This window comes from Thioclava sp. F34-6 (genome assembly GCF_002213235.1).
GTDB lineage: Bacteria > Pseudomonadota > Alphaproteobacteria > Rhodobacterales > Rhodobacteraceae > Thioclava > Thioclava nitratireducens.
Window position 1 is genome coordinate 177120 of sequence record NZ_NBOA01000007.1, and the last position, 18604, is coordinate 195723.

General features: G+C 65.1%; 18 protein-coding genes. 13 read left to right on the plus strand and 5 right to left on the minus strand.

What is annotated here, in order from left to right; genetic code table 11:
* Positions 1 to 3: 3 nt before the first annotated feature.
* From B6V72_RS15825 to B6V72_RS15850, 6 genes are all read left to right on the plus strand, one after another.
* A complete protein-coding gene (locus B6V72_RS15825) occupies positions 4 to 807 on the plus strand; it encodes a cytochrome c oxidase subunit 3 (RefSeq protein ID WP_088720361.1) in 804 nt (267 codons plus the stop codon).
* A 73-nt stretch (positions 808 to 880) separates the two neighbouring features.
* Positions 881 to 1561 carry an SURF1 family protein gene (locus B6V72_RS15830; RefSeq protein WP_168173063.1) on the plus strand — a complete coding sequence of 227 codons (681 nt, stop codon included), beginning with the start codon at positions 881 to 883 and terminating at the stop codon, positions 1559 to 1561.
* Positions 1562 to 1570: 9 nt separating this feature from the next.
* Entirely contained in the window at positions 1571 to 2968 is a 1398-nt protein-coding gene (thrC, locus tag B6V72_RS15835; RefSeq protein WP_088722946.1) for a threonine synthase, read from the plus strand.
* Positions 2965 to 4224, plus strand: coding sequence for a pitrilysin family protein (locus B6V72_RS15840; protein WP_075775913.1), 1260 nt, complete (start codon positions 2965 to 2967; stop codon positions 4222 to 4224). The genes thrC and B6V72_RS15840 overlap by 4 nt, the downstream gene beginning before the upstream one ends.
* A complete protein-coding gene (locus tag B6V72_RS15845; protein ID WP_075775914.1) occupies positions 4224 to 4808 on the plus strand; it encodes a GNAT family protein in 585 nt (194 codons plus the stop codon). The genes B6V72_RS15840 and B6V72_RS15845 overlap by 1 nt, the downstream gene beginning before the upstream one ends.
* A gap of 110 nt (positions 4809 to 4918) precedes the next feature.
* Positions 4919 to 6322 (plus strand): FAD-binding oxidoreductase, encoded by a 1404-nt coding sequence (locus B6V72_RS15850; RefSeq protein WP_088735986.1) that lies wholly within the window; start codon positions 4919 to 4921, stop codon positions 6320 to 6322.
* 123 nt (positions 6323 to 6445) lie between these two features.
* Here the strand turns inward: B6V72_RS15850 and B6V72_RS15855 are convergent, their stop codons facing one another.
* From B6V72_RS15855 to B6V72_RS15865, 3 genes are read right to left on the minus strand one after another with little or no spacing between them, the layout of a single operon-like run.
* A complete protein-coding gene (locus B6V72_RS15855) occupies positions 6446 to 6868 on the minus strand; it encodes an NUDIX hydrolase (RefSeq protein WP_088735987.1) in 423 nt (140 codons plus the stop codon).
* Positions 6865 to 7392 carry an adenine phosphoribosyltransferase gene (locus B6V72_RS15860; protein WP_088720355.1) on the minus strand — a complete coding sequence of 176 codons (528 nt, stop codon included), beginning with the start codon at positions 7390 to 7392 and terminating at the stop codon, positions 6865 to 6867. The genes B6V72_RS15855 and B6V72_RS15860 overlap by 4 nt, the downstream gene beginning before the upstream one ends.
* A gap of 7 nt (positions 7393 to 7399) precedes the next feature.
* Positions 7400 to 8272 carry an S-methyl-5'-thioadenosine phosphorylase gene (locus B6V72_RS15865; RefSeq protein WP_088735988.1) on the minus strand — a complete coding sequence of 291 codons (873 nt, stop codon included), beginning with the start codon at positions 8270 to 8272 and terminating at the stop codon, positions 7400 to 7402.
* A gap of 143 nt (positions 8273 to 8415) precedes the next feature.
* Here B6V72_RS15865 and B6V72_RS15870 point away from each other — a divergent pair, with 143 nt between their 5' ends.
* The gene (locus B6V72_RS15870; RefSeq protein ID WP_088720353.1) at positions 8416 to 9294 is read left to right on the plus strand and encodes a DMT family transporter; all 879 of its coding nucleotides are present in this window, start codon (positions 8416 to 8418) and stop codon (positions 9292 to 9294) included.
* Here B6V72_RS15870 and B6V72_RS15875 read toward each other — a convergent pair.
* Positions 9284 to 9883: a flavin reductase family protein gene (locus B6V72_RS15875; protein ID WP_075775920.1), complete on the minus strand. Its 600-nt coding sequence runs from the start codon at positions 9881 to 9883 to the stop codon at positions 9284 to 9286. The two genes, B6V72_RS15870 and B6V72_RS15875, sit on opposite strands and share 11 nt — an antisense overlap.
* A gap of 72 nt (positions 9884 to 9955) precedes the next feature.
* On the opposite strand from B6V72_RS15875, the gene B6V72_RS15880 reads away from it, so the two are divergent.
* Both B6V72_RS15880 and B6V72_RS15885 read left to right on the plus strand, forming a co-directional pair.
* Entirely contained in the window at positions 9956 to 10438 is a 483-nt protein-coding gene (locus tag B6V72_RS15880; RefSeq protein ID WP_075775921.1) for an N-acetyltransferase, read from the plus strand.
* A gap of 48 nt (positions 10439 to 10486) precedes the next feature.
* Positions 10487 to 11242: an EcsC family protein gene (locus B6V72_RS15885; RefSeq protein WP_075775922.1), complete on the plus strand. Its 756-nt coding sequence runs from the start codon at positions 10487 to 10489 to the stop codon at positions 11240 to 11242.
* Positions 11243 to 11400: 158 nt separating this feature from the next.
* Here the strand turns inward: B6V72_RS15885 and B6V72_RS15890 are convergent, their stop codons facing one another.
* A complete protein-coding gene (locus B6V72_RS15890) occupies positions 11401 to 12996 on the minus strand; it encodes a GMC family oxidoreductase N-terminal domain-containing protein (RefSeq protein ID WP_088722953.1) in 1596 nt (531 codons plus the stop codon).
* A 168-nt stretch (positions 12997 to 13164) separates the two neighbouring features.
* Here B6V72_RS15890 and B6V72_RS15895 point away from each other — a divergent pair, with 168 nt between their 5' ends.
* The 4 genes from B6V72_RS15895 to ptsP all read left to right on the plus strand — a co-directional run bounded on the left by B6V72_RS15895 (position 13165) and on the right by ptsP (position 18569).
* A complete protein-coding gene (locus tag B6V72_RS15895; RefSeq protein ID WP_088736061.1) occupies positions 13165 to 14373 on the plus strand; it encodes a glycosyltransferase N-terminal domain-containing protein in 1209 nt (402 codons plus the stop codon).
* A gap of 67 nt (positions 14374 to 14440) precedes the next feature.
* Positions 14441 to 14875 carry a DUF1178 family protein gene (locus B6V72_RS15900; protein WP_088722954.1) on the plus strand — a complete coding sequence of 145 codons (435 nt, stop codon included), beginning with the start codon at positions 14441 to 14443 and terminating at the stop codon, positions 14873 to 14875.
* 156 nt (positions 14876 to 15031) lie between these two features.
* A complete protein-coding gene (locus B6V72_RS15905; protein WP_075775925.1) occupies positions 15032 to 16285 on the plus strand; it encodes an aspartate kinase in 1254 nt (417 codons plus the stop codon).
* Positions 16286 to 16325: 40 nt separating this feature from the next.
* The gene (gene ptsP / locus B6V72_RS15910; RefSeq protein ID WP_075775926.1) at positions 16326 to 18569 is read left to right on the plus strand and encodes a phosphoenolpyruvate--protein phosphotransferase; all 2244 of its coding nucleotides are present in this window, start codon (positions 16326 to 16328) and stop codon (positions 18567 to 18569) included.
* The last annotated feature ends 35 nt before the right edge of the window (positions 18570 to 18604 follow it).

Sequence of the window (18604 nt, forward strand, 5' to 3'; positions counted from 1 at the left end):
CGCATGGCCCACGCAAAGAACCACGACTACCACATCCTACCGCCCTCGATCTGGCCCTTCCTCGGTGCCGTTGGTGGCTTCATCATGCTCTTCGGGGCGGTGCTCTGGATGCAGAGCATCACCCATTACGTCTTCTTCGGCGGCCTGCTCGTGGTGCTTTATACCATGTATGGCTGGTGGTCGGACGTAGTCCACGAGGGCGAGACCGGCGATCACACGCCCGTCGTCCGGATCGGCCTGCGCTATGGCTTCATCCTGTTCATCATGTCCGAAGTGATGTTCTTCGCGGCCTGGTTCTGGAGCTTCTTCAAGCACGCCATGTACCCGATGGGCCCGATGAGCCCGCTCAAGGATGGCGTCTGGCCGCCCGAGGGCATCGTTACCTTCGATCCGTGGCACCTTCCGCTGATCAACACCGTAATCCTGCTGCTTTCGGGCGTGACGCTAACCTGGGCGCACCACGCTCTGGTCCATGAGAACGACCGCAGCCAGGTCAAGCAGGGGCTGATCCTCACGGTGATCCTCGGCGCGTCCTTCACGGTGCTGCAGGCCTACGAATACAGCCACGCGGCCTTCGGTTTGGCGGGCAATATCTATGGCGCCAACTTCTTCATGGCGACCGGCTTCCACGGCGCGCACGTGATCATCGGGACGATCTTCCTGCTGGTCTGCCTGCTGCGTATCGTGCGCGGCCAGATGACCCAGAACGAGCATGTCGGTTTCGAGGCCGCCGCCTGGTACTGGCACTTCGTCGATGTGGTCTGGCTCTTCCTGTTCGCGTCGATCTATATCTGGGGCAGCGCGTAAGCGCCCCCGGCCATCACACGCAAAATGCGCAGATCGGCGCGGGGGGCGACCCTCGCGCCGCTTTCTTGGAGGCTTGATGAAACGCTATATCTTTCCGCTGCTGCTGGGCGTCGTCGGCTGCGCGATCCTGATCTCGCTCGGCATCTGGCAGGTGCAGCGCCTTGGCTGGAAAGAGGCGATGCTGGCCGAGATTTCCGCCAAGATCGAAGGCAAGCCGCAGGCGCTGCCGCCGGAAGGCACCGACACCAAGCCGCTGAAATACGAACCCGTCACGGTAAGCGGGCGCACGACGGGGCAGGAGATCCTCGTGCTTTCGGGCCAGAAGGGAGTTGGCGCGGGCTATCGGGTCGTTGACGCCTTCCAAACCGATAAGGGCCGCAAGATCCTGCTCGATCGCGGCTTCATCCCTGAGGGCGAGAAAGGCACCGACCGCCCCGCAACGGATCTGACCGTCACCGGAAACCTGCACTGGCCCGAAGAAGCCGACAGCTACACGCCCAAGCCCGACGCGAAGTCGGGCATCTGGTTCGCCCGCGACGTGCCTGCGATGGCCGCGAAGCTCGGCACCGAGCCGATCCTGATCGTTGCCCGCACCGTCCAAGGCGCGGCGCAGGGCATAACGCCGGTCCCCGTCACGATCACCGGCATCCCCAACGATCACCTCGGCTACGCGATCACCTGGTTTTTGCTCGCAATCGTCTGGGCCGGGATGACAATCTTTCTTCTCTGGCGTATCAGGCGGCAACAGGCCTGAGGATTGACGATGCGTTATGTTTCCACTCGGGGCAAAGCCCCGGTTCTGAATTTCGGCGATGCGATGCTGACGGGGCTTGCCCGTGACGGCGGGCTCTACGTGCCCGAGACCGTGCCGCAGTTTTCCGCCGACGAGATCGCCGCGCTCGCAGGGCAGCCCTACGAGGAAATCGCCTTCCGCGTGATGAAGCCCTTCGTCTCCGAGACCTTCTCGGACGAGGAACTGCGCGGCGCCATTTCCCGCGCCTATTCCGGCTTCGGCCATGTCGCCCGCGCGCCGATGGTGCAGCTGGCGCCGAACCACTTCCTGCTGGAGCTGTTCCACGGCCCCACGCTCGCGTTCAAGGATTTCGCGATGCAGGTGATCGGACAGCTGTTCCAGATTGAGCTGCAAAAGCGCAATCAGAAGATCACCATCGTCGGCGCCACCTCGGGCGATACCGGCTCGGCCGCGATCGAGGCGTTCCGCGGGCTCGACAATGTCGACGTGTTCATCCTCTTCCCGCATGGCCGGGTGTCCGAAGTGCAGCGCCGCCAGATGACGACGCCCGTCGAGGGCAACGTGCACGCGCTCGCGCTCGATGGCGATTTCGACGATTGTCAGGCGAAGCTGAAGGACATGTTCAACGATTTCGACTTCCGCGACGAGGTCGGTCTGGCGGGCGTGAACTCGATCAACTTCGCCCGCGTGCTGGCGCAGATCGTGTATTTCTTCTCCTCCGCCGTGGCGCTCGGCGCGCCGCATCGCAAAGTGTCCTTCACCGTGCCCACCGGCAATTTCGGTGATATCTTCGCGGGCTTTCTCGCAAAGGAAATGGGTTTGCCGGTCGAGCGTCTGGTGATCGCGACGAACCAGAACGACATCCTGCATCGCTGCCTCGAGAAGGGCGATTACACCAAGCAGGGCGTCACGCCCTCGATCTCGCCGTCGATGGATATCGAGGTGAGTTCGAACTTCGAGCGCGCGCTGTTCTGGGCCTATGGCAAGGACGGGGCCGCGATCGAGAAGCTGATGGACGAGCTGAAAACCGAAGGCTCCTTCACCGTCTCCGAAAACGCGATCGGTGCGCTCCGGGATATCTACGACAGCGGTTCGGTCGGCGAGGCGCGCACGATGGAAGAGATCGGCGATACGCTCAAGGAAACCGGCGAATTGCTTTGCCCGCATTCGGCGGTCGGCGTGAACGTGGGCAAAGCTGCCGTCGCGCGTGACCCGGCCACTCCGATGATCACGCTCGCGACCGCGCATCCCGCGAAGTTCCCCGATGCCGTAGAAGAGGCGACGGGCATCCGCCCCGACCTGCCGCCGCGCATGGCCGACCTGTTCACCCGCGAGGAGCGTGTGACCCGGGTGCCGAACGACCTCGCCGACCTTGAAGCGCTGATCCGGGAGCGTCGCCGCACATGATCGAAATGACCACCCTGAAGAACGGCTTGCGTATCATCACCGAGACGATGCCGGGCCTCGCCTCCGCCGCGATCGGCGTCTGGATTACTGCCGGTGGCCGCCACGAACGCCCCGAGCAGAACGGCATCGCGCATTTCCTCGAACATATGGCGTTCAAGGGCACCAAGACTCGCTCGGCGCTGCAGATCGCGGAAGCGATCGAGGATGTGGGCGGCTATATCAACGCCTATACTTCGCGCGAGATGACCGCCTATTACGCCCGCGTGCTGGCCGAAGACGTGCCGCTCGCACTCGACGTTATTTCGGACATCCTGCTTAACCCGGTCTTCGATCAGCGTGAGATCGAGGTGGAGCGCGGCGTGATCCTGCAAGAGATCGGCCAATCGCTCGACACGCCCGACGACGTGATTTTCGACTGGCTGCAAGAGGCAGCTTACCCTGATCAGCCGATGGGCCGCACCATCCTCGGCCCGGCGGAGAAGGTCCGCAGCTTCGCGCGCGACGATCTGTCCGGCTTCGTGTCCGAGCATTACGGCCCGGATCAGATGATCCTCTCGGCGGCTGGTAATGTCGATCACGCGGAGATCGTGAAACGCGCCGAGGATATCTTCGGTGATCTGCGCCCCGCGCTGAACCCCGCGCCTTATCCGGCGAAATGGGTTGGCAACGAGCGGCGCGAGATCAAACAGCTCGAACAGGCGCATTTCGCGCTTGGCATCGAAGCGCCCAGCTATCGCGACGCCGATCTATATACCGCGCAAGTCTATTCGGTCGCGATGGGCGGGGGCATGTCCTCGCGCCTGTTCCAGAAGATCCGCGAAGAACGGGGCCTGTGTTACACGATCTTCTCGCAAGCCGGCGCCTACGAGGACACCGGCATGTTCACCGTCTACGCGGGCACGTCGGGCGACGAGATTCGCGGTCTGGCCGAGCTGACCATCGACGAGTTGAAGCGCGCGGCCGAAGACATGACCGAGGTCGAGATCGCCCGCGCCCGCGCCCAGATCAAGGCGGGGCTGCTGATGGGGCTGGAAAGCGCTTCGGCGCGCGCAGAACGCATGGCGCGCAGCCTCTATATCTGGGGCCGGGTGCCCGGGATTGACGAGGCCTCGGCCCGGATCGACAGCGTCACCCGTGACGCGGTGCGCGATTTCGGGGAACGGCTCGCGATCGGTGGTCGCACCGCGATGGCGCTTTACGGTCCGGTCAAGGATGCTCCCGAACTGGGCGCATTGCGGGAAAGGCTCGCCGCCTGATGTTCGCGCGCCGTCGTCAGCTGCGGATCGATACGGATCGGATGATCCTTCGTCCGCCGCAGCATGGGGATTATCGCCCGTGGGCCAGCCTGCGTGAGGACAGCCGCGCCTTCCTGACCCCGTGGGAGCCGAGCTGGTCCTCCGACCATCTCGGGCGCAAGGCCTTCTCCAACCGGGTCTACTGGGCCGCGCGCGCGATCGCGAATGGCACCGCGGTCCCCGTCTTCCTGTTCTCGCGCCGCGACGAGACGTTCCTCGGGGCGATCACGCTCGACAATATCCGGCGCGGACCGGCGCAGGCGGGCACGCTGGGCTATTGGATCGGCCAGCGTCACGCGCGTCAGGGTTACATGCGCGAGGCGATCGAGGCCGTCGTGCATTACGCCTTCACCAAGCTCGACCTCAGCCGGATCGAGGCGGCCTGCCTGCCCGAGAATGCGGCCTCGCGCGGGGTTCTGGAGAAATCCGGTTTCAAATACGAGGGAGTCGCGCAGAGCTACCTGCAGATCAACGGGCGCTGGCGCAATCACGTCCTCTATTCCAACCTGCGCTCGGATCGCCGGGGACGGACGGATGTCCGATAGGGACGCCTGCGCTCGCGCGACATGTTGCGGGGCGAACGGCAGAGGGGGCGCTGCCCCCGCTGGCGCAGCCAGCCCCCCGGGATACTTAAGCCAAGCCGAAGGAGTCAGAGATGCGTACCGCCGCTGATGAAAGTTTCGTCGAGACGCTGCGGGAGGCGGTGCCGCGCCTGAGCCTCGGCGCGCCGGGGGCGTCCTTTCTCGAAGAGCCGCGCGGGCGCTATCACGGTATCGGCGGGGTGCTGGTGAAGCCGACGTCGACCGAAGAGGTCGCTGCGGTTCTGAAGCACTGCCACGCGGCGGGCGTCGCTGTGATGCCCTATGGCGGCGGCACCGGGCTGGTCGGCGGCCAGATCACCGAGGACGGCCCCGCGCCGGTGATCCTGAGCCTCGAGAAAATGAACGCGGTTCGCGCGGTCAGCGGCCATGTGCTGGAGATCGAGGCAGGCGCGACTCTGCTTGAGGCGCAGCAGGCGGCGGAAGGTGTGGAGCGGCTGTTCCCGCTGACCATCGCGAGCCAGGGCTCCGCCCGGATCGGCGGTGTGCTGGCGACCAATGCGGGCGGGGTGAACGTACTGCGCTATGGCAACGCGCGCGAGCTGTGTCTGGGCGTCGAGGCGGTGCTGGCCGATGGCACGGTGATCTCCGGCCTCAAGCATCTGCGCAAGGACAATACCGGCTACGATCTGAAGGACCTGCTGATCGGGTCCGAGGGCACGCTCGGGATCATCACGGCCGCGACGCTGCGGCTCTTCCCGCGCCCGGCGGCGGTCGGCACGGCGATGATGGTTGTCGAGAGCCCCGCCGCAGCGCTGGAACTTCTGGAACTGGCCGAGGCCAGGATGCCGGGCTGCGTCTCGGCCTTCGAGTTGATCTCGGGGCAGGGGCTGCGTTTCCTCGACGAGGTCGGACCGGAGGTGCATCAACCTTTCGAGGCGCGCCCCGACTGGTCGGTGCTGATCGAGATCGGTCTGCCCGAGGGGCTCACCCCGGAAGAGGCGCTTGCGGAGCTGTTCGAGGCCGCCGAGGGGCTGGTCAGCGACGGGGTGATCGCAAGCTCCGAGAGCCAGCGCGCCCAGATGTGGTCGCTGCGCGAGAGCCTGCCGGAAGCGAACAAGCGGATCGGGTCGATATCGAGCCACGACATCTCGCTGCCGCTGCCGAAGCTGGCCGCTTTCATCGAAGAGGCGCGTGGCGCTCTTCTCGACCTCGGCAATATCCGGATCAACTGCTTCGGCCATGTCGGCGACGGCAATCTGCATTTCAACGCCTTCCCCGCCGAGGGGCGCGACCGCAAGGAATACGAGAACCTGCGCCGTGCGATCCCCGAGACGGTCTACGATCTGGTCGACCGTTTCGGCGGCTCGATCTCGGCCGAGCATGGGATCGGGCGGCTCAAGGTGGGCGATCTGGAGCGCTACGGCGATCCGGGCAAGCTGGCCGCGATGCGCGCGATCAAGGCGGCGCTTGATCCCAAGGGCATCCTGAACCCCGGCGCGGTGCTGGCGGAGCGCTGAAGGCCAAGAGAAACGCGCCCCGCCAGGAGAGCAGGCGGAGCGCGGCGTTCTGGTTCACGTGTCATTGCAAGCAGCCGAACCATCTGGCCCGGTCAGGTTAGGTCGATTTGCGTAAGAAAGACGTTAACGCGGCCCCAGCGCGGCGGCCTGCCGCGCGATCCGTGCTACATCGCGGCTTAGGGGAAGGTCGTCCTCCATCCGGTCGACATCGACCCAGCGCGCATCCAGAGCGTCATCGGCGGCGACCGGCTCTCCGGCCTGCCACTGACATTCGACCGCGATCAGCACGAAGTGATGCTCCAGCGCGCCCGCATCGTCATGGGCAAGTACATCGAGCGCGTTGAAGGCATGGGTGGCCCGCGCCTGCACGCCGGTTTCCTCCAGCAATTCGCGCTCTGCCGCCGCGAGAAGCGTTTCGCCAAGCTCGACCTTGCCGCCGGGAAAGCCCCATAGCCCGGCTTCGGGCGGGTTGGCCCGTTGCACCAGCAGGGCCTGTCCGTCGCGGATCACGACGGCGAGAATGGCGGGGACCGGACGGGGGCTCACGCCCCCTCGAATTCGCAGAGCACGCTGACATTCATGCCGCGATCTTCGAGCAGTTTGCGCCCGCCCAGTTCCGGCAGATCGACGATGAAGGAGAGGCCCACGATCTCGCCGCCCACGCGTTCGATCAGCTGGATGCCCGCTTGCGCCGTGCCGCCGGTGGCCAGAAGGTCGTCGACGACCAGAACCTTCTCGCCGGGCTTGATCGCATCCTCATGCATCTCCATCACCGCCTCGCCATATTCCAGCTGGTAAGCCTGCGAAATCGTCTGGCCGGGCAGCTTGCCCTTCTTGCGGATCGGCACGAAGCCTTTCGACAGCTGATGCGCGATCGCGCCGCCGATGATGAAGCCGCGCGCCTCCAGCCCCACGACCTTGTCGATCTGCTGGCCCGCCCACGGGTGAAGCATCTGGTCGATCGCCATGCGGAAGCCGCGCGGATCGGCGAAAAGCGTGGTCACATCGCGGAACATGATCCCTTCATGCGGGAAGTCGGCGATGGTGCGGATATAGTCTTTGACGTTCATGGGATCCTCAGAGCTCGAGCACGCGGCCCGCGATGGTCTTCAGTTTGCGCGCCATCTCGGGGTCGCGCTTGTCGGGGGCGGTCATGATCGCGCTGTCGAGGGCACGGGTGCAGCCGGTGGCGCAATCGCCCGCTGTCCCTTTCAGCAGACCCGGCAGGGCCGCGACCAGAGCGCGCGCCTTATCGGCATTCTTCATCGCCACGGCAACGACCTGCGCCACGTCCACGGCATCGTGATCGGGGTGCCAGCAGTCGTAATCGGTAATCATCGCGACACATGCATAGTGCAGCTCCGCCTCGCGGGCGAGCTTCGCCTCGGGCATGCCGGTCATGCCGATCACATCAGCGCCCCATTGGCGGTAGAGCTCGCTCTCGGCTTTGGTGGAGAATTGCGGGCCTTCCATCGCGACATAGGTGCCCCCCTCGTGGACGGTGACGCCGGTCTTGCGCGCGGCCTCGGCGCAGGCGGTCGAAAGCTCCGCACAGACGGGATGGGCCACCGAGACATGACCGACCATGCCGGGACCGAAGAAGGTCTTTTCGCGGGCGAAGGTGCGGTCCATATACTGGTCCACGATCAGGAAATCGCCCGGCGCATAGGCCTCTTTCAGCGAACCCACGGCGGAGACGGCGACGAGATCGGTCACGCCCAGCTGCTTCATCGCGGCGATATTGGCGCGGTAGGGGACGGTGGTCGGCGTCTCGACATGGCCGCGCCCGTGGCGGGGCAGGAAAGCCATCTTCACGCCATCGAGGCTGCCGGTCAGCACCTGGTCGGAGGGCGCGCCGAAGGGTGTCTCGACGGTGACCCACTCGGCCGCCTCCAGCCCGTTGATCTGATAGACGCCCGAGCCGCCGATCACCCCGATCATCCTGTCCATTCCGCGCATCCTCCGGCTGTCTTTTCCGCGTCGCAGCGAGCCTAAGGCCCGCGCGCGCGGGAGGAAAGAGGGATTGCAGCCACTTGCCGCGCGGTCTATCGCCGATGGGCGAGGGAAATGGGAGCCCTCACGGGAGAGGATCTATGGAAAATATCCGCGGCTCGGTGCTGATGGTCGTCGCGATGGCGGCCTTCGCGATGGAAGACATGTTCGTCAAATCCGCCTCGAGCCATCTCGCGGTGGGCGTGGTGCTGATGCTGTTCGGCATTGGCGGCATGGCAGTCTTCGCAACCCTCATCATGGCGCGAGGGCAGCGGCTGCTGCACCCGGCGCTCGCCTCGAAGCCGCTGCTGATCAAGCTCGCGCTCGAAGTGATCGGGCGTCTCGGCTATACGCTGGGGATCGCGCTGACGCCGCTCTCGAACGCCTCCGCCATCCTGCAGGCGACACCGCTCGTCGTCGTCGCGGGCGCGGCGGTGGTGTTTTCCGAGCGTGTCGGCATCCGGCGCTGGGTCGCGGTGGGGATCGGGTTCATCGGCGTGCTGATCGTGCTGCGCCCCGGCCTCGACGGTTTCGTTCCGGCTGCCCTTTGGACCGTTCTGGGCATGCTGGGCTTTGCGGGGCGCGATCTGGCGACGCGCGCCTGCCCGCCGGTCCTGTCGAATTTCCAGCTCAGCTTCTACGGCTTCATGATGCTGATCCCGACCGGCGTACTGATCCTTCTGATCTTCGGCGGCGTCACGACGCCCGATCTTGTTTCGCTGCGCGATGTGGCCGGCGCGGTGGCCTTCGGCAGCCTCGCCTATTGGTCGCTGACGAAAGCGATGCGTATGGGCGAGGTTTCGGTCATCACGCCCTTCCGCTACACCCGCCTGATCTTCGCGCTGATCCTCGGGGCGGTCGTGTTCGGCGAGCGGCCTGACACCGCCATGATCTTCGGCGCGGCGCTGATCGTGGCGAGCGGCCTCTACACGCTGGTCGAAGGCCGCCGCAGCCGGATCCGCGCGCGGGTCAGAGCTTAGGCCGCAACATCTCGAAGGTTTCCGACACGGCGGCGTAATCGCCGCGGTTGCCGAGCCGCACGAGACGGTCGGGCGGCGAATAGAGCCCGTCCTTGAGGCAATCATCCGCGATATGGATGCCGGTCACTTCGCCATGAACGAGGTAATTACCCTCGCCCAGCAGCTTGATCACCTGCACGACGCGACATTCGAGCGAGGCGGGTGCCGCCGCCACGCGCGGGCAGTCGATGGTCTCGCATTCCGCTTTCTCGATCCCGCATTCGGCGAATTCGTCGGTGCCCGCGGGATAGTTGGCGCAGGAGGCGTTCATCTGGTCCTTCAGCGCATAGGTCACGAGATTGGCGCAGAACACCCCCGCCTCGCGCAGTTGCGAGACGCTGTCCTTCGTGCCGTCGCGATCGGGCTTCACCCCGGTCGAGGCGAAGATCACCTGCGGCGGCGTGTAGGCGACTGCGTTGAAGAAGGAATAGGGCGCGAGATTGTCGCCCATCTCGCTGCGCGTCGAAATCCAGCCGATCGGGCGTGGGGCGACGATGGAGTTGAACGGGTTATGCGCGAGCGGGTGGCCATCCGAGGTGCGATAGAACATGCTTTCTCCTGTTTGATCCCGAACTTAGCGCATGCTACCGCGCAGGAAAGGGGCAGCCTGAAAGGGGCAGCGATGCACGAGCTCGCGCAAGAGACGGCAGAGGACTGGTGGGAGGTCGAGGCGCTCTACGACCTCTGCTTCGCGCCGGGCCGCACGGCGCTGTCCTCCTATCGCCTTCGCGACGGCGTCGATCCGGTCCGGGAGCTTTGCCTCACGCTGCGTCAGGACGGCATCCTTGCCGCCGTAATCCGCTACTGGCCGGTGCGGGTCGGCGGCAAGCGCGTCCTGTTGCTCGGGCCGATCGCGGTCCACCCGACGCGGCAGGGCGAAGGCCTGGGCGGAATTCTGATGCACGAAAGCCTCTCGCGCGCCGCCGATCTCGGCTGGGAGCGTGTGCTGCTGGTGGGCGACGCGCCCTATTACCAGCGCTTTGGCTTTTCAAAGCTCGAAGATGTCGAGATGCCGCCGCCAACCAATCCCGACCGCGTTCTGGGGCTCGAACTGGTGCCCGGTGCCTGGGAGGGCGTGCACGGTCAGGTCGAGAAAGACGACTGATTGCCGAAGCGCTCCCGCCGCCCCATATCTGGAAAAGGCAAGGAGGCGATGATGGCAGATATTCTTCCCCCCGTAAGCGACCCTGCGATTCTGGGCCAGCTCGACACCCTCGCGAAACGCCACCGCGCAGCGGGCGGCGTGGTGATGCAGCTGATCGGCTATGTCGGAGGTTCCGCCGAAGGGCTTCTGAGCAAATTGCCGGGGCCCGTGCGCAACGGTCTGGATGGGGCGACCGAGCGCGCGCTTTCGGGCGCGATGACAGCCGCCGAGCGCTCGCGCGGAATCGTCGCGGACCGGCCCGACTGGATGAACCGCACGCTGACCACCGCAATGGGGGCCGCAGGCGGCGTCGGCGGTCTGGGCAGTTCGCTCGCCGAGTTGCCCTTCACGGTCACGATGCTACTGCGCGCCATACAGGGCATCGCCGCCGAACACGGCTTTGACCCGGCCTCCGAGGAAGTGCGGCTCGAATGTCTGCGGGTCTTCGCATCTGCCGGGCCGCTCGAGGATGATGACGGGATGGATCTGAGCTTCCTCGCCGCGCGCGCGACGATCACCGGGTCGAGCATGAAGTCGCTGATCGCAAAGGTCGCGCCTCGCCTGTCGATCGTGCTGGGTCAGAAACTCGCCGCCCAGGCCGCGCCGCTTCTGGGCGCAGTCGCGGGCGCTGCGGTGAATTACGCCTTCACCAGCTATTATCAGGAAATCGCCCGCGTCCATTTTGGGCTGAAGCGCCTTGCCCGGGACACCGGCACCGATGAGGGCGTTCTGCGCGAGGAGCTTGTCGCCCGCATCGCCAAGTGATCGCGACGCCGCGCCCCTGTTTTTCGTCGAATGCCTCCGGCGGGGATATTTAGACCAAGAGGAAGATAGCTTCGCTTCCTCTTGTCGAAAATATCCCGGGGGGCTCCGAAGGAGCGGGGGCAGCGCCCCCCTACGTACCACTAGGCGAGAGGAGCTTCTCAGCCCTTCGCGTCCTCAAGGATCATCTGCGCCGCCTTTTCGGCGATCATCATCGTCGGTGCGTTGGTGTTGCCCGAGGTGATCGTCGGCATCACCGAGGCATCCGCGATGCGCAGCCCTTTCAGCGCTTTCAGCCGTAGCCGCGGATCGACCACGGCACCGTCATCAGGCCCCATCCGGCAAGTGCCGACGGGATGGAAGATCGTGGTGCCGATATCGCCCGCGGCTTTCACCAGCTCAGCTTCGGTCTGATAGTCCGGGCCGGGCTTATATTCCTCGGGCTTGTATTTCGCGAAGGCCGGTTGCGAGGCGACACGGCGGACCTGCCGGATCGCTTCGGCGGCGACGCGGCGGTCGCCCTCGGTCGAGAGGTAATTCGGCGCGATTTCGGGATGGGCGCGGAAATCGGGCGAGGTGATATGCACATGGCCGCGGCTCTCGGGGCGCAGGTTGCACACGCTCGCCGTCATGCCGGGGAAAGCGTGGACCGCGTCGCCGAACTTGTCGAGGCTGACCGGCTGGACGTGATACTCCAGATCGGGCGTCTCCTTCTCGGGGAAGCTGCGGGTGAAGATGCCCACCTGCGACGGCGACATCGACATCGGCCCCGAGCGGAACAGCGCATATTCCATCCCGATCTTCGCCTTGCCCCAGAGCGTCGAGGCCATGGTGTTGAGACTCTTGACGCCCGAGACCTTGTAGATCACGCGCAGTTGCAGGTGGTCCTGCAGGTTCTCGCCCACACCGTTCACTTCGGCCACCGGGGTGATGCCGTGCTGGGACAGCACGTCGCCGCGCCCGATTCCCGAGAGCTCGAGGATCTGGACCGAGCCGATCGAGCCCGCCGAGAGTACCGTCTCGCCCGCCTTCACATCGTGGCTCTGTCCGTTCTGGTTGTAGCGGATGCCGATTACGCGCCCCTCTTCGATCAGGAGCTTCTCGACCTGCGCATTGGTCTCGATCCGCAGGTTCTGGCGTTGCATCGCGGGTTTCAGGAAGGCTTTCACCGCGCTCCAGCGCCAGCCGGATTTCTGAGTGACGTGGAAATAGCCGCCGCCCTCATTGGTGCCGGTGTTGAAATCGTCGGTGCGTGGGAACCCGGCCTCTTCGGCGGCCTCGAGAAAAGTATCGAGCATCTCCCAGCGCACGCGGGCCTCTTCGACCCGCAATTCGCCGCCAGCGCCATGCAGGTCGCTCTCGCCGCGATAGAAATCTTCCTGCTTCTTGAACAGCGGCAGCACGTCGTCCCAGCCCCAGCCGGGATTACCCGCCTGCGCCCACATGTCGTAATCGCGGGCCTGGCCGCGCATGTAGATCATGCCGTTGATCGAGGAGCAGCCGCCGAGGATGCGCCCGCGTGGATAGAGCAGTTCGCGCCCGTTCAGTCCGGCTTCGGCTTTCGACTTGAAACCCCAGTCGGTGCGCGGGTTGCCGATGCAATAGAGATAACCGACGGGGATGTGGACCCAGTGGTAGTTGTCACGCCCGCCGGCTTCCAGCAGCAGCACCTTGTGCTTGGGGTTCTCCGACAGTCGGTTGGCCAGAACGCAGCCTGCGCTGCCGCCCCCGACCACGATGTAATCGTATTGCTCCATAAGCCCCTCCCGAACTGCGCCTCCGGGCAGGACTTTCGCAAGCTGCCGTCCGGGAAACAAGGCCATGGACCGTTCATTCGCGCAAAGTCGCTTTGCGAAAACGCAAGGAGGGGCTTGCCTGTGAGGGGGGTGATCCGTTCTATGGCGCAAATCTCGCCGGAGCCTTTCATGGTCCTTTACCGCCTTCTCGTCAGTATCGCGAGCCTGCCTGTTCTGGCGGCGTTGCTCTGGCGCGTTCTGCGCGGACGCGAAAGCCGGGTCGCTTTGTTGGAGCGGTTGGGCGGTGGGGAGGCCGCGCCGGGACGATTGTGGCTGCACGCGGCCTCGAATGGTGAACTGACCTCCGCCAAGCCTTTGATCGAAGCGCTGCTGGCCGCCGATCCTGCGTTGCAGCTGTTGGTGACGGTGAACACGGTGACGGCGCGCGCGCTGGGGCAGGGCTGGAACGATGCCCGCATCGCGATCCGTATGGCGCCGCTCGACCATCGTGCGGTGCTGCGGCGGTTCCTGTCGCGCCAAGCCCCCCGCGCGCTGGTCGTGATCGAGAACGAGCTGTGGCCGAACCGCATGGCGCTGCTCGCGCAGGCGAAACGGCCGCTCTTCGTTATCGGTGCGCGGATGTCGGCCCGCTCGGCGGCGCGCTGGGCGAAGATTGGCATCGCGCAGCCGATGATGTCGCAGATCACCGCGCTCTCGGCGCAGGATGCGGGGTCCGAGGCGCGGTTCCTCGACCTTGGCCTGCCGCAAGAGCGGCTGATGCCCCCCGCCAACCTCAAGACCTCGATAACCGTCGCACCGGGCGTGCCGCTCGACTGGCCGCGCAGCGACACGGTGTTGGCCGCGTCGACCCATGAGGGGGAAGACGCGACGATCCTCGCCGCCTTTGCGAAGGCGCGCGCGCACCGACCGGGCCTGCGCCTGATCCTCGCTCCGCGCCATCCCCGCCGTGCGCCCCAGATCGCAGCTCTGATCGCCAAGGCCGGGCTGCGTCATACCACCCGCTCGAAGGACGGACCCCCGACCGCGGAGGTCTATCTGGCCGATACGCTGGGCGAAATGGGCCGCTGGTATGCGAGCGCGGGCCTGTGCTTCGTGGGCGGCTCGCTTGTCGAAAAGGGCGGTCATACCCCCTATGAACCGGCGAGCTTCGACTGCGCTTTGCTGCATGGTCCGGATGTCGCGAATTTCGCCGCAGCCTATGCCGCACTCGACGCGGCAGGCGGCGCGCGGCTTTGCGCGACCGAGTCGGATCTCGCCGCTGCGTTCGCCACGCTCGACGCCGACGAACAGGCGGAAATGGCGCGCGCCGCGCGGGCGGCGCTTGGGCCGCCAGCCGATGTCGAAAGCATCGCAACCGCGCTCATCGCACGTCTATGACCTGCGCCAATATGCTTGCATCGCGGGTTAAATAGCCTATTTGCTTACCCATTCGGGAGATGCAGAGATGATCCGTTATACGCTGCAATGCGAGAATGAGCACCGCTTCGACAGTTGGTTTCCCTCGGCCTCCGGGTTCGAGGCGCTCAAATCGGCAGGCCAGCTGGAATGTGCGGTTTGCGGCTCGAAAAACGTCGAGAAATCGCTGATGGCGCCGCCCGTCGCGCAGACACGCAAAACGCAGGAGGGCGCGCCTGAACGCCCCCTCTCGCAGCCGCATTCCGAGGCCGAGCAGGCTCTTGCCGCGATGCGTCGCGAGATCGAGAAGAACTCCGATTACGTCGGCATGAACTTCGCTACCGAAGCGCGCGCGATGCACGAGGGCACCGCCAGGAAACGCGCGATCCACGGAGAAGCGAAACTCGACGACGCGCGCAAGATGCTCGAGGACGGGCTCCCGGTTCTGCCGCTGCCCTTCCTGTCGACTCGCAAGACGAACTGACCCTTTTCACTCTTTCCAAATATCCCGGGGTGAGTTCGCGAACGCGAAGAGGGGCAGCGCCCGCGAGCCGATCTGCAGGCCCGGAAACGCCAAATCTCTTGCGTGCCCCAACGGCTTGAGCTAGCAGAGGCGCGACTCTGCCCAAGGGGGATTTCCATGCCCATTCTGGTGATGAAATTCGGCGGCACTTCCGTCGCCGATCTCGACCGGATCGCAAACGCCGCCGAAAAGGTGAAGCGTGAAGTCGAGCGCGGTTACGATGTCATCGTGATCGTCTCCGCGATGTCGGGCAAGACCAACGAACTCGTCAACTGGGTCGAGACCACGTCGCCGCTCTACGATGCGCGCGAATACGACGCCGTGGTCTCCTCGGGTGAGAATATCACCGCCGGCCTGATGTCGCTGCGCCTGCAGGAGATGGGCGTCTCCGCGCGCAGCTGGCAGGGCTGGCAGGTGCCGATCAACACGACCTCTGCGCATGGCGCGGCGCGCTTCGTGTCGATCCCGCGCGAAAATCTTGACCAGAAATTCTCCGAAGGCTTCAAGGTCGCGGTGATCGCGGGCTTCCAGGGGCTGTCGCCGGAGAACCGGATCACGACTCTCGGCCGGGGCGGCTCGGACACGACCGCTGTGGCTTTCGCCGCTGCGTTCGGCGCGGAGCGATGCGACATCTACACCGATGTCGACGGCATTTACACCACCGACCCGCGCGTCTCCTCCAAGGCGCGCAAGCTCGACCGCATCGCCTTCGAGGAGATGCTGGAACTCGCGAGCCTCGGGGCGAAGGTTCTGCAAACCCGCTCGGTCGAGCTCGCGATGCGCTACAAGGTGCCGCTGCGCGTGCTAAGCTCCTTCGAGGAAACCACGGAGAATTCGGGCACTCTGGTCTGCGACGAGGATAAAATCATGGAATCGAAAGTTGTCTCCGGCGTCGCCTTTTCTCGCGACGAAGCGAAAATGACCCTCGTGACGGTCGAGGACCGCCCCGGTATCGCCAGCGCGATCTTCGGGCCGCTCGCGGATGCCGGTGTGAATGTCGACATGATCGTCCAGAACATCTCCGAGCGTCAGGCCGAGCATGAGGTCAAGGTCACCGACATGACCTTCTCCTGCCCGGTCAATCAGGTGGCCCGCGCCCGAAAGGCGATGGAAGATGCCCGCGACGCCGGTCTAATCCAGTTCGATGAGCTGGTCGCCGACGAGGACGTGGCGAAAATCTCCGTCGTCGGGATCGGCATGCGTTCCCACGCGGGGGTCGCCGCGAAGATGTTCAAGGCGCTGGCCGCCGAAAACGTCAACATCAAGGTTATCTCCACGTCGGAAATCAAGATTTCGGTGCTGGTCGACCGCAAATATCTGGAACTGGCGGTTCAGGCCCTGCATGATGCCTTCGAACTCGACAAGGCCTGAGTAACCCGAAGGGCCGCAGCAACAGGGACGACCTGCGCGGATGGTGGAACTGAGCGAAAGTGATAGTCGCACGCTGTTGCGACGCCTGCGCGATACGCTGGCCACGGAGGGCGACGGGCAGGACCGGCTCAACCACATCACTCAGATCATCGCGGATTCGATGGGCACCGAAGTGTGCTCCATCTATCTGTTCCGCGATCCCGAAACGCTAGAGCTTTGCGCGACCGAAGGTCTGAAGGCAGAGGCTGTCCACCACACGCGGATGCGTCTGGGCGAAGGTCTCGTGGGCCGCGTGGCGCGGTCGGGCCGCCCGATCAACTCCGCCGATGCGCCCTCCGAGCCGGGCTTCCGCTACATGCCGGAGACAGGCGAAGAGATTTACTCCAGCTTCGTCGGCGTGCCGATCCAGCGCGTGGGCGAAAAGCTGGGCGTTCTGGTCGTGCAGTCGAAGGACGAGCGCAGCTTCTCGGATGACGAACTTTATGGGCTCGAGGTGGTCGCGATGGTGCTGGCCGAAATGACCGAGCTTGGCGCCTTCACCGGCGGCGAGAATTCCGAGATCGGTGCGACTCACCGCTTCCCGGTCATGTTCCGCGGTGCGACCGGTCAGGAAGGCGCCGCCGAGGGGCGCGTCTGGCTGCACGAGCCGCGCGTCGTCGTGACGAACCCGGTCGCCGAAGATCCCGAGGCCGAGGCCGCGCGCCTCGAGGAGGCCATCACCGAACTGCGCGGCAAGATCGACGAGATGCTCGCCAGCCCGACCCTGATCGACAAGGATCAGCGGCAGGTGCTGGAGACTTTCAAGATGCTCGCCGCCTCCAAGGGCTGGAAACGGCGGATGCTCGAAGACATCGCAGCGGGCCTCTCTGCCGAAGCTGCGGTCGAGAAGGAGCAGAACGCCGCGCGCGACCGGATGCGCAAGGCGCCCGATCCGTACCTGCGCGAACGGCTCAACGATCTCGACGACCTATCGAACCGCCTGCTGCGGCAGCTGACGGGGCAGGGCAGCGATACCGGTGCCGAGATGCCCGAAAACCCGGTGCTCGTGGCGCGCAATATCGGCCCGGCGGAACTTCTCGACTATGATCGCAAACTCAAGGGCGTGGTGCTGGAGGAGGGTTCCGTCGGCTCGCATGCCGCGATCGTCACCCGCGCGCTCTCGATTCCGCTGGTGATCCATGCGGGCCGGATTACGGCGGAGGCACTGAACGGTGACCCGATCCTCGTCGACGGTGATCAGGGCGTGGTGCACCTGCGGCCAGAGGAAAGTGTAGCGCATGCATTCCGCGACAAGATCGCGATGCAGGCCGAGGCGCAGAAACGCTATGCCTCGCTGCGCGACCAACCTGCGGTCGATCGATCGGGCCAGATTGTCTCGCTGATGATGAATGCTGGGCTGATGGCGGATCTGCCCTCCCTGAAGGGCTCCGGCGCTGATGGGGTGGGGCTGTTCCGCACCGAACTGCAATTCTTGACCCGCACAAAGGTGCCACGCCGCGACGAGTTGGTTCAGCTCTACAAACGGGTGATGGACGCGGCCGACGGCCGACGGGTGAATTTCCGCACGCTCGATATCGGCTCCGACAAGGTTGTTCCCTACATGAAGCCGCAGGACGAGCCGAACCCGGCGATGGGCTGGCGCGCGCTGCGGGTGGGGCTCGACAAGCCGGGTATCCTGCGAATGCAGCTGCAGGCGCTCTTGCGCGCAGCCGACGGACGCCCGACGTCGATCATGTTTCCCTTCATCGCGCTCCCCGAGGAATTCTACGCCGCGCGCGATACCTTGCTGCGGGTCCGCGATCGCGAGGCCCAGTTGGGCCGCACCGTGCCCGAAGAGTTGCGCATCGGCGCGATGCTGGAAACCCCGAGCCTCGGCTTCGCGCCGGACAGCTTCTATCGCGATTGCGATTTCATCTCGATCGGCGGCAACGATCTGAAGCAGTTCTTCTTCGCCGCCGACCGCGAGAACGAACGGGTGCGTCGCCGCTACGATACGCTCGACGGGTCCTTCCTGAACTTCCTTGAGCGGATCATCGCACGCTGCGCGGTTTCGAACACGAGCCTCAGCTTCTGCGGCGAGGATGCGGGGCGCCCGATCGAGGCGCTGACCTTCGCGGCGCTCGGCATTCGTACGCTTTCGATGCGACCCGCTTCGATCGGTCCGGTCAAACATCTGATCCGCCGCGCCGATCTGGGGGAACTGCGGCAGGTGATCCAGCAGGCGCGCAATGCAGGGCAATCCACTGTGCGCCCCGCGGTAACGAGCTACCTCGCGCATCTCTGACAGGGGCGGGGGCCTCTGAGGTCGCAATAAAAAAG

Excerpts from the sequence above, each read along its gene's own strand:
- B6V72_RS15875 (WP_075775920.1), bottom strand. The coding sequence starts at position 9,883 with ATGTTCTATCGCACCTCGGATGGCCACCCGCTCGCGCATAACCCGTTC.
- B6V72_RS15895 (WP_088736061.1), top strand. The coding sequence starts at position 13,165 with ATGGTCCTTTACCGCCTTCTCGTCAGTATCGCGAGCCTGCCTGTTCTG.
- B6V72_RS15885 (WP_075775922.1), top strand. The coding sequence starts at position 10,487 with ATGATGGCAGATATTCTTCCCCCCGTAAGCGACCCTGCGATTCTGGGC.
- B6V72_RS15880 (WP_075775921.1), top strand. The coding sequence starts at position 9,956 with ATGCACGAGCTCGCGCAAGAGACGGCAGAGGACTGGTGGGAGGTCGAG.
- B6V72_RS15865 (WP_088735988.1), bottom strand. The coding sequence starts at position 8,272 with ATGGACAGGATGATCGGGGTGATCGGCGGCTCGGGCGTCTATCAGATC.
- B6V72_RS15870 (WP_088720353.1), top strand. The coding sequence starts at position 8,416 with ATGGAAAATATCCGCGGCTCGGTGCTGATGGTCGTCGCGATGGCGGCC.
- B6V72_RS15900 (WP_088722954.1), top strand. The coding sequence starts at position 14,441 with ATGATCCGTTATACGCTGCAATGCGAGAATGAGCACCGCTTCGACAGT.
- B6V72_RS15850 (WP_088735986.1), top strand. The coding sequence starts at position 4,919 with ATGCGTACCGCCGCTGATGAAAGTTTCGTCGAGACGCTGCGGGAGGCG.
- B6V72_RS15890 (WP_088722953.1), bottom strand. The coding sequence starts at position 12,996 with ATGGAGCAATACGATTACATCGTGGTCGGGGGCGGCAGCGCAGGCTGC.
- ptsP (WP_075775926.1), top strand. The coding sequence starts at position 16,326 with ATGGTGGAACTGAGCGAAAGTGATAGTCGCACGCTGTTGCGACGCCTG.
- B6V72_RS15825 (WP_088720361.1), top strand. The coding sequence starts at position 4 with ATGGCCCACGCAAAGAACCACGACTACCACATCCTACCGCCCTCGATC.
- B6V72_RS15860 (WP_088720355.1), bottom strand. The coding sequence starts at position 7,392 with ATGAACGTCAAAGACTATATCCGCACCATCGCCGACTTCCCGCATGAA.
- B6V72_RS15905 (WP_075775925.1), top strand. The coding sequence starts at position 15,032 with ATGCCCATTCTGGTGATGAAATTCGGCGGCACTTCCGTCGCCGATCTC.
- thrC (WP_088722946.1), top strand. The coding sequence starts at position 1,571 with ATGCGTTATGTTTCCACTCGGGGCAAAGCCCCGGTTCTGAATTTCGGC.
- B6V72_RS15840 (WP_075775913.1), top strand. The coding sequence starts at position 2,965 with ATGATCGAAATGACCACCCTGAAGAACGGCTTGCGTATCATCACCGAG.
- B6V72_RS15845 (WP_075775914.1), top strand. The coding sequence starts at position 4,224 with ATGTTCGCGCGCCGTCGTCAGCTGCGGATCGATACGGATCGGATGATC.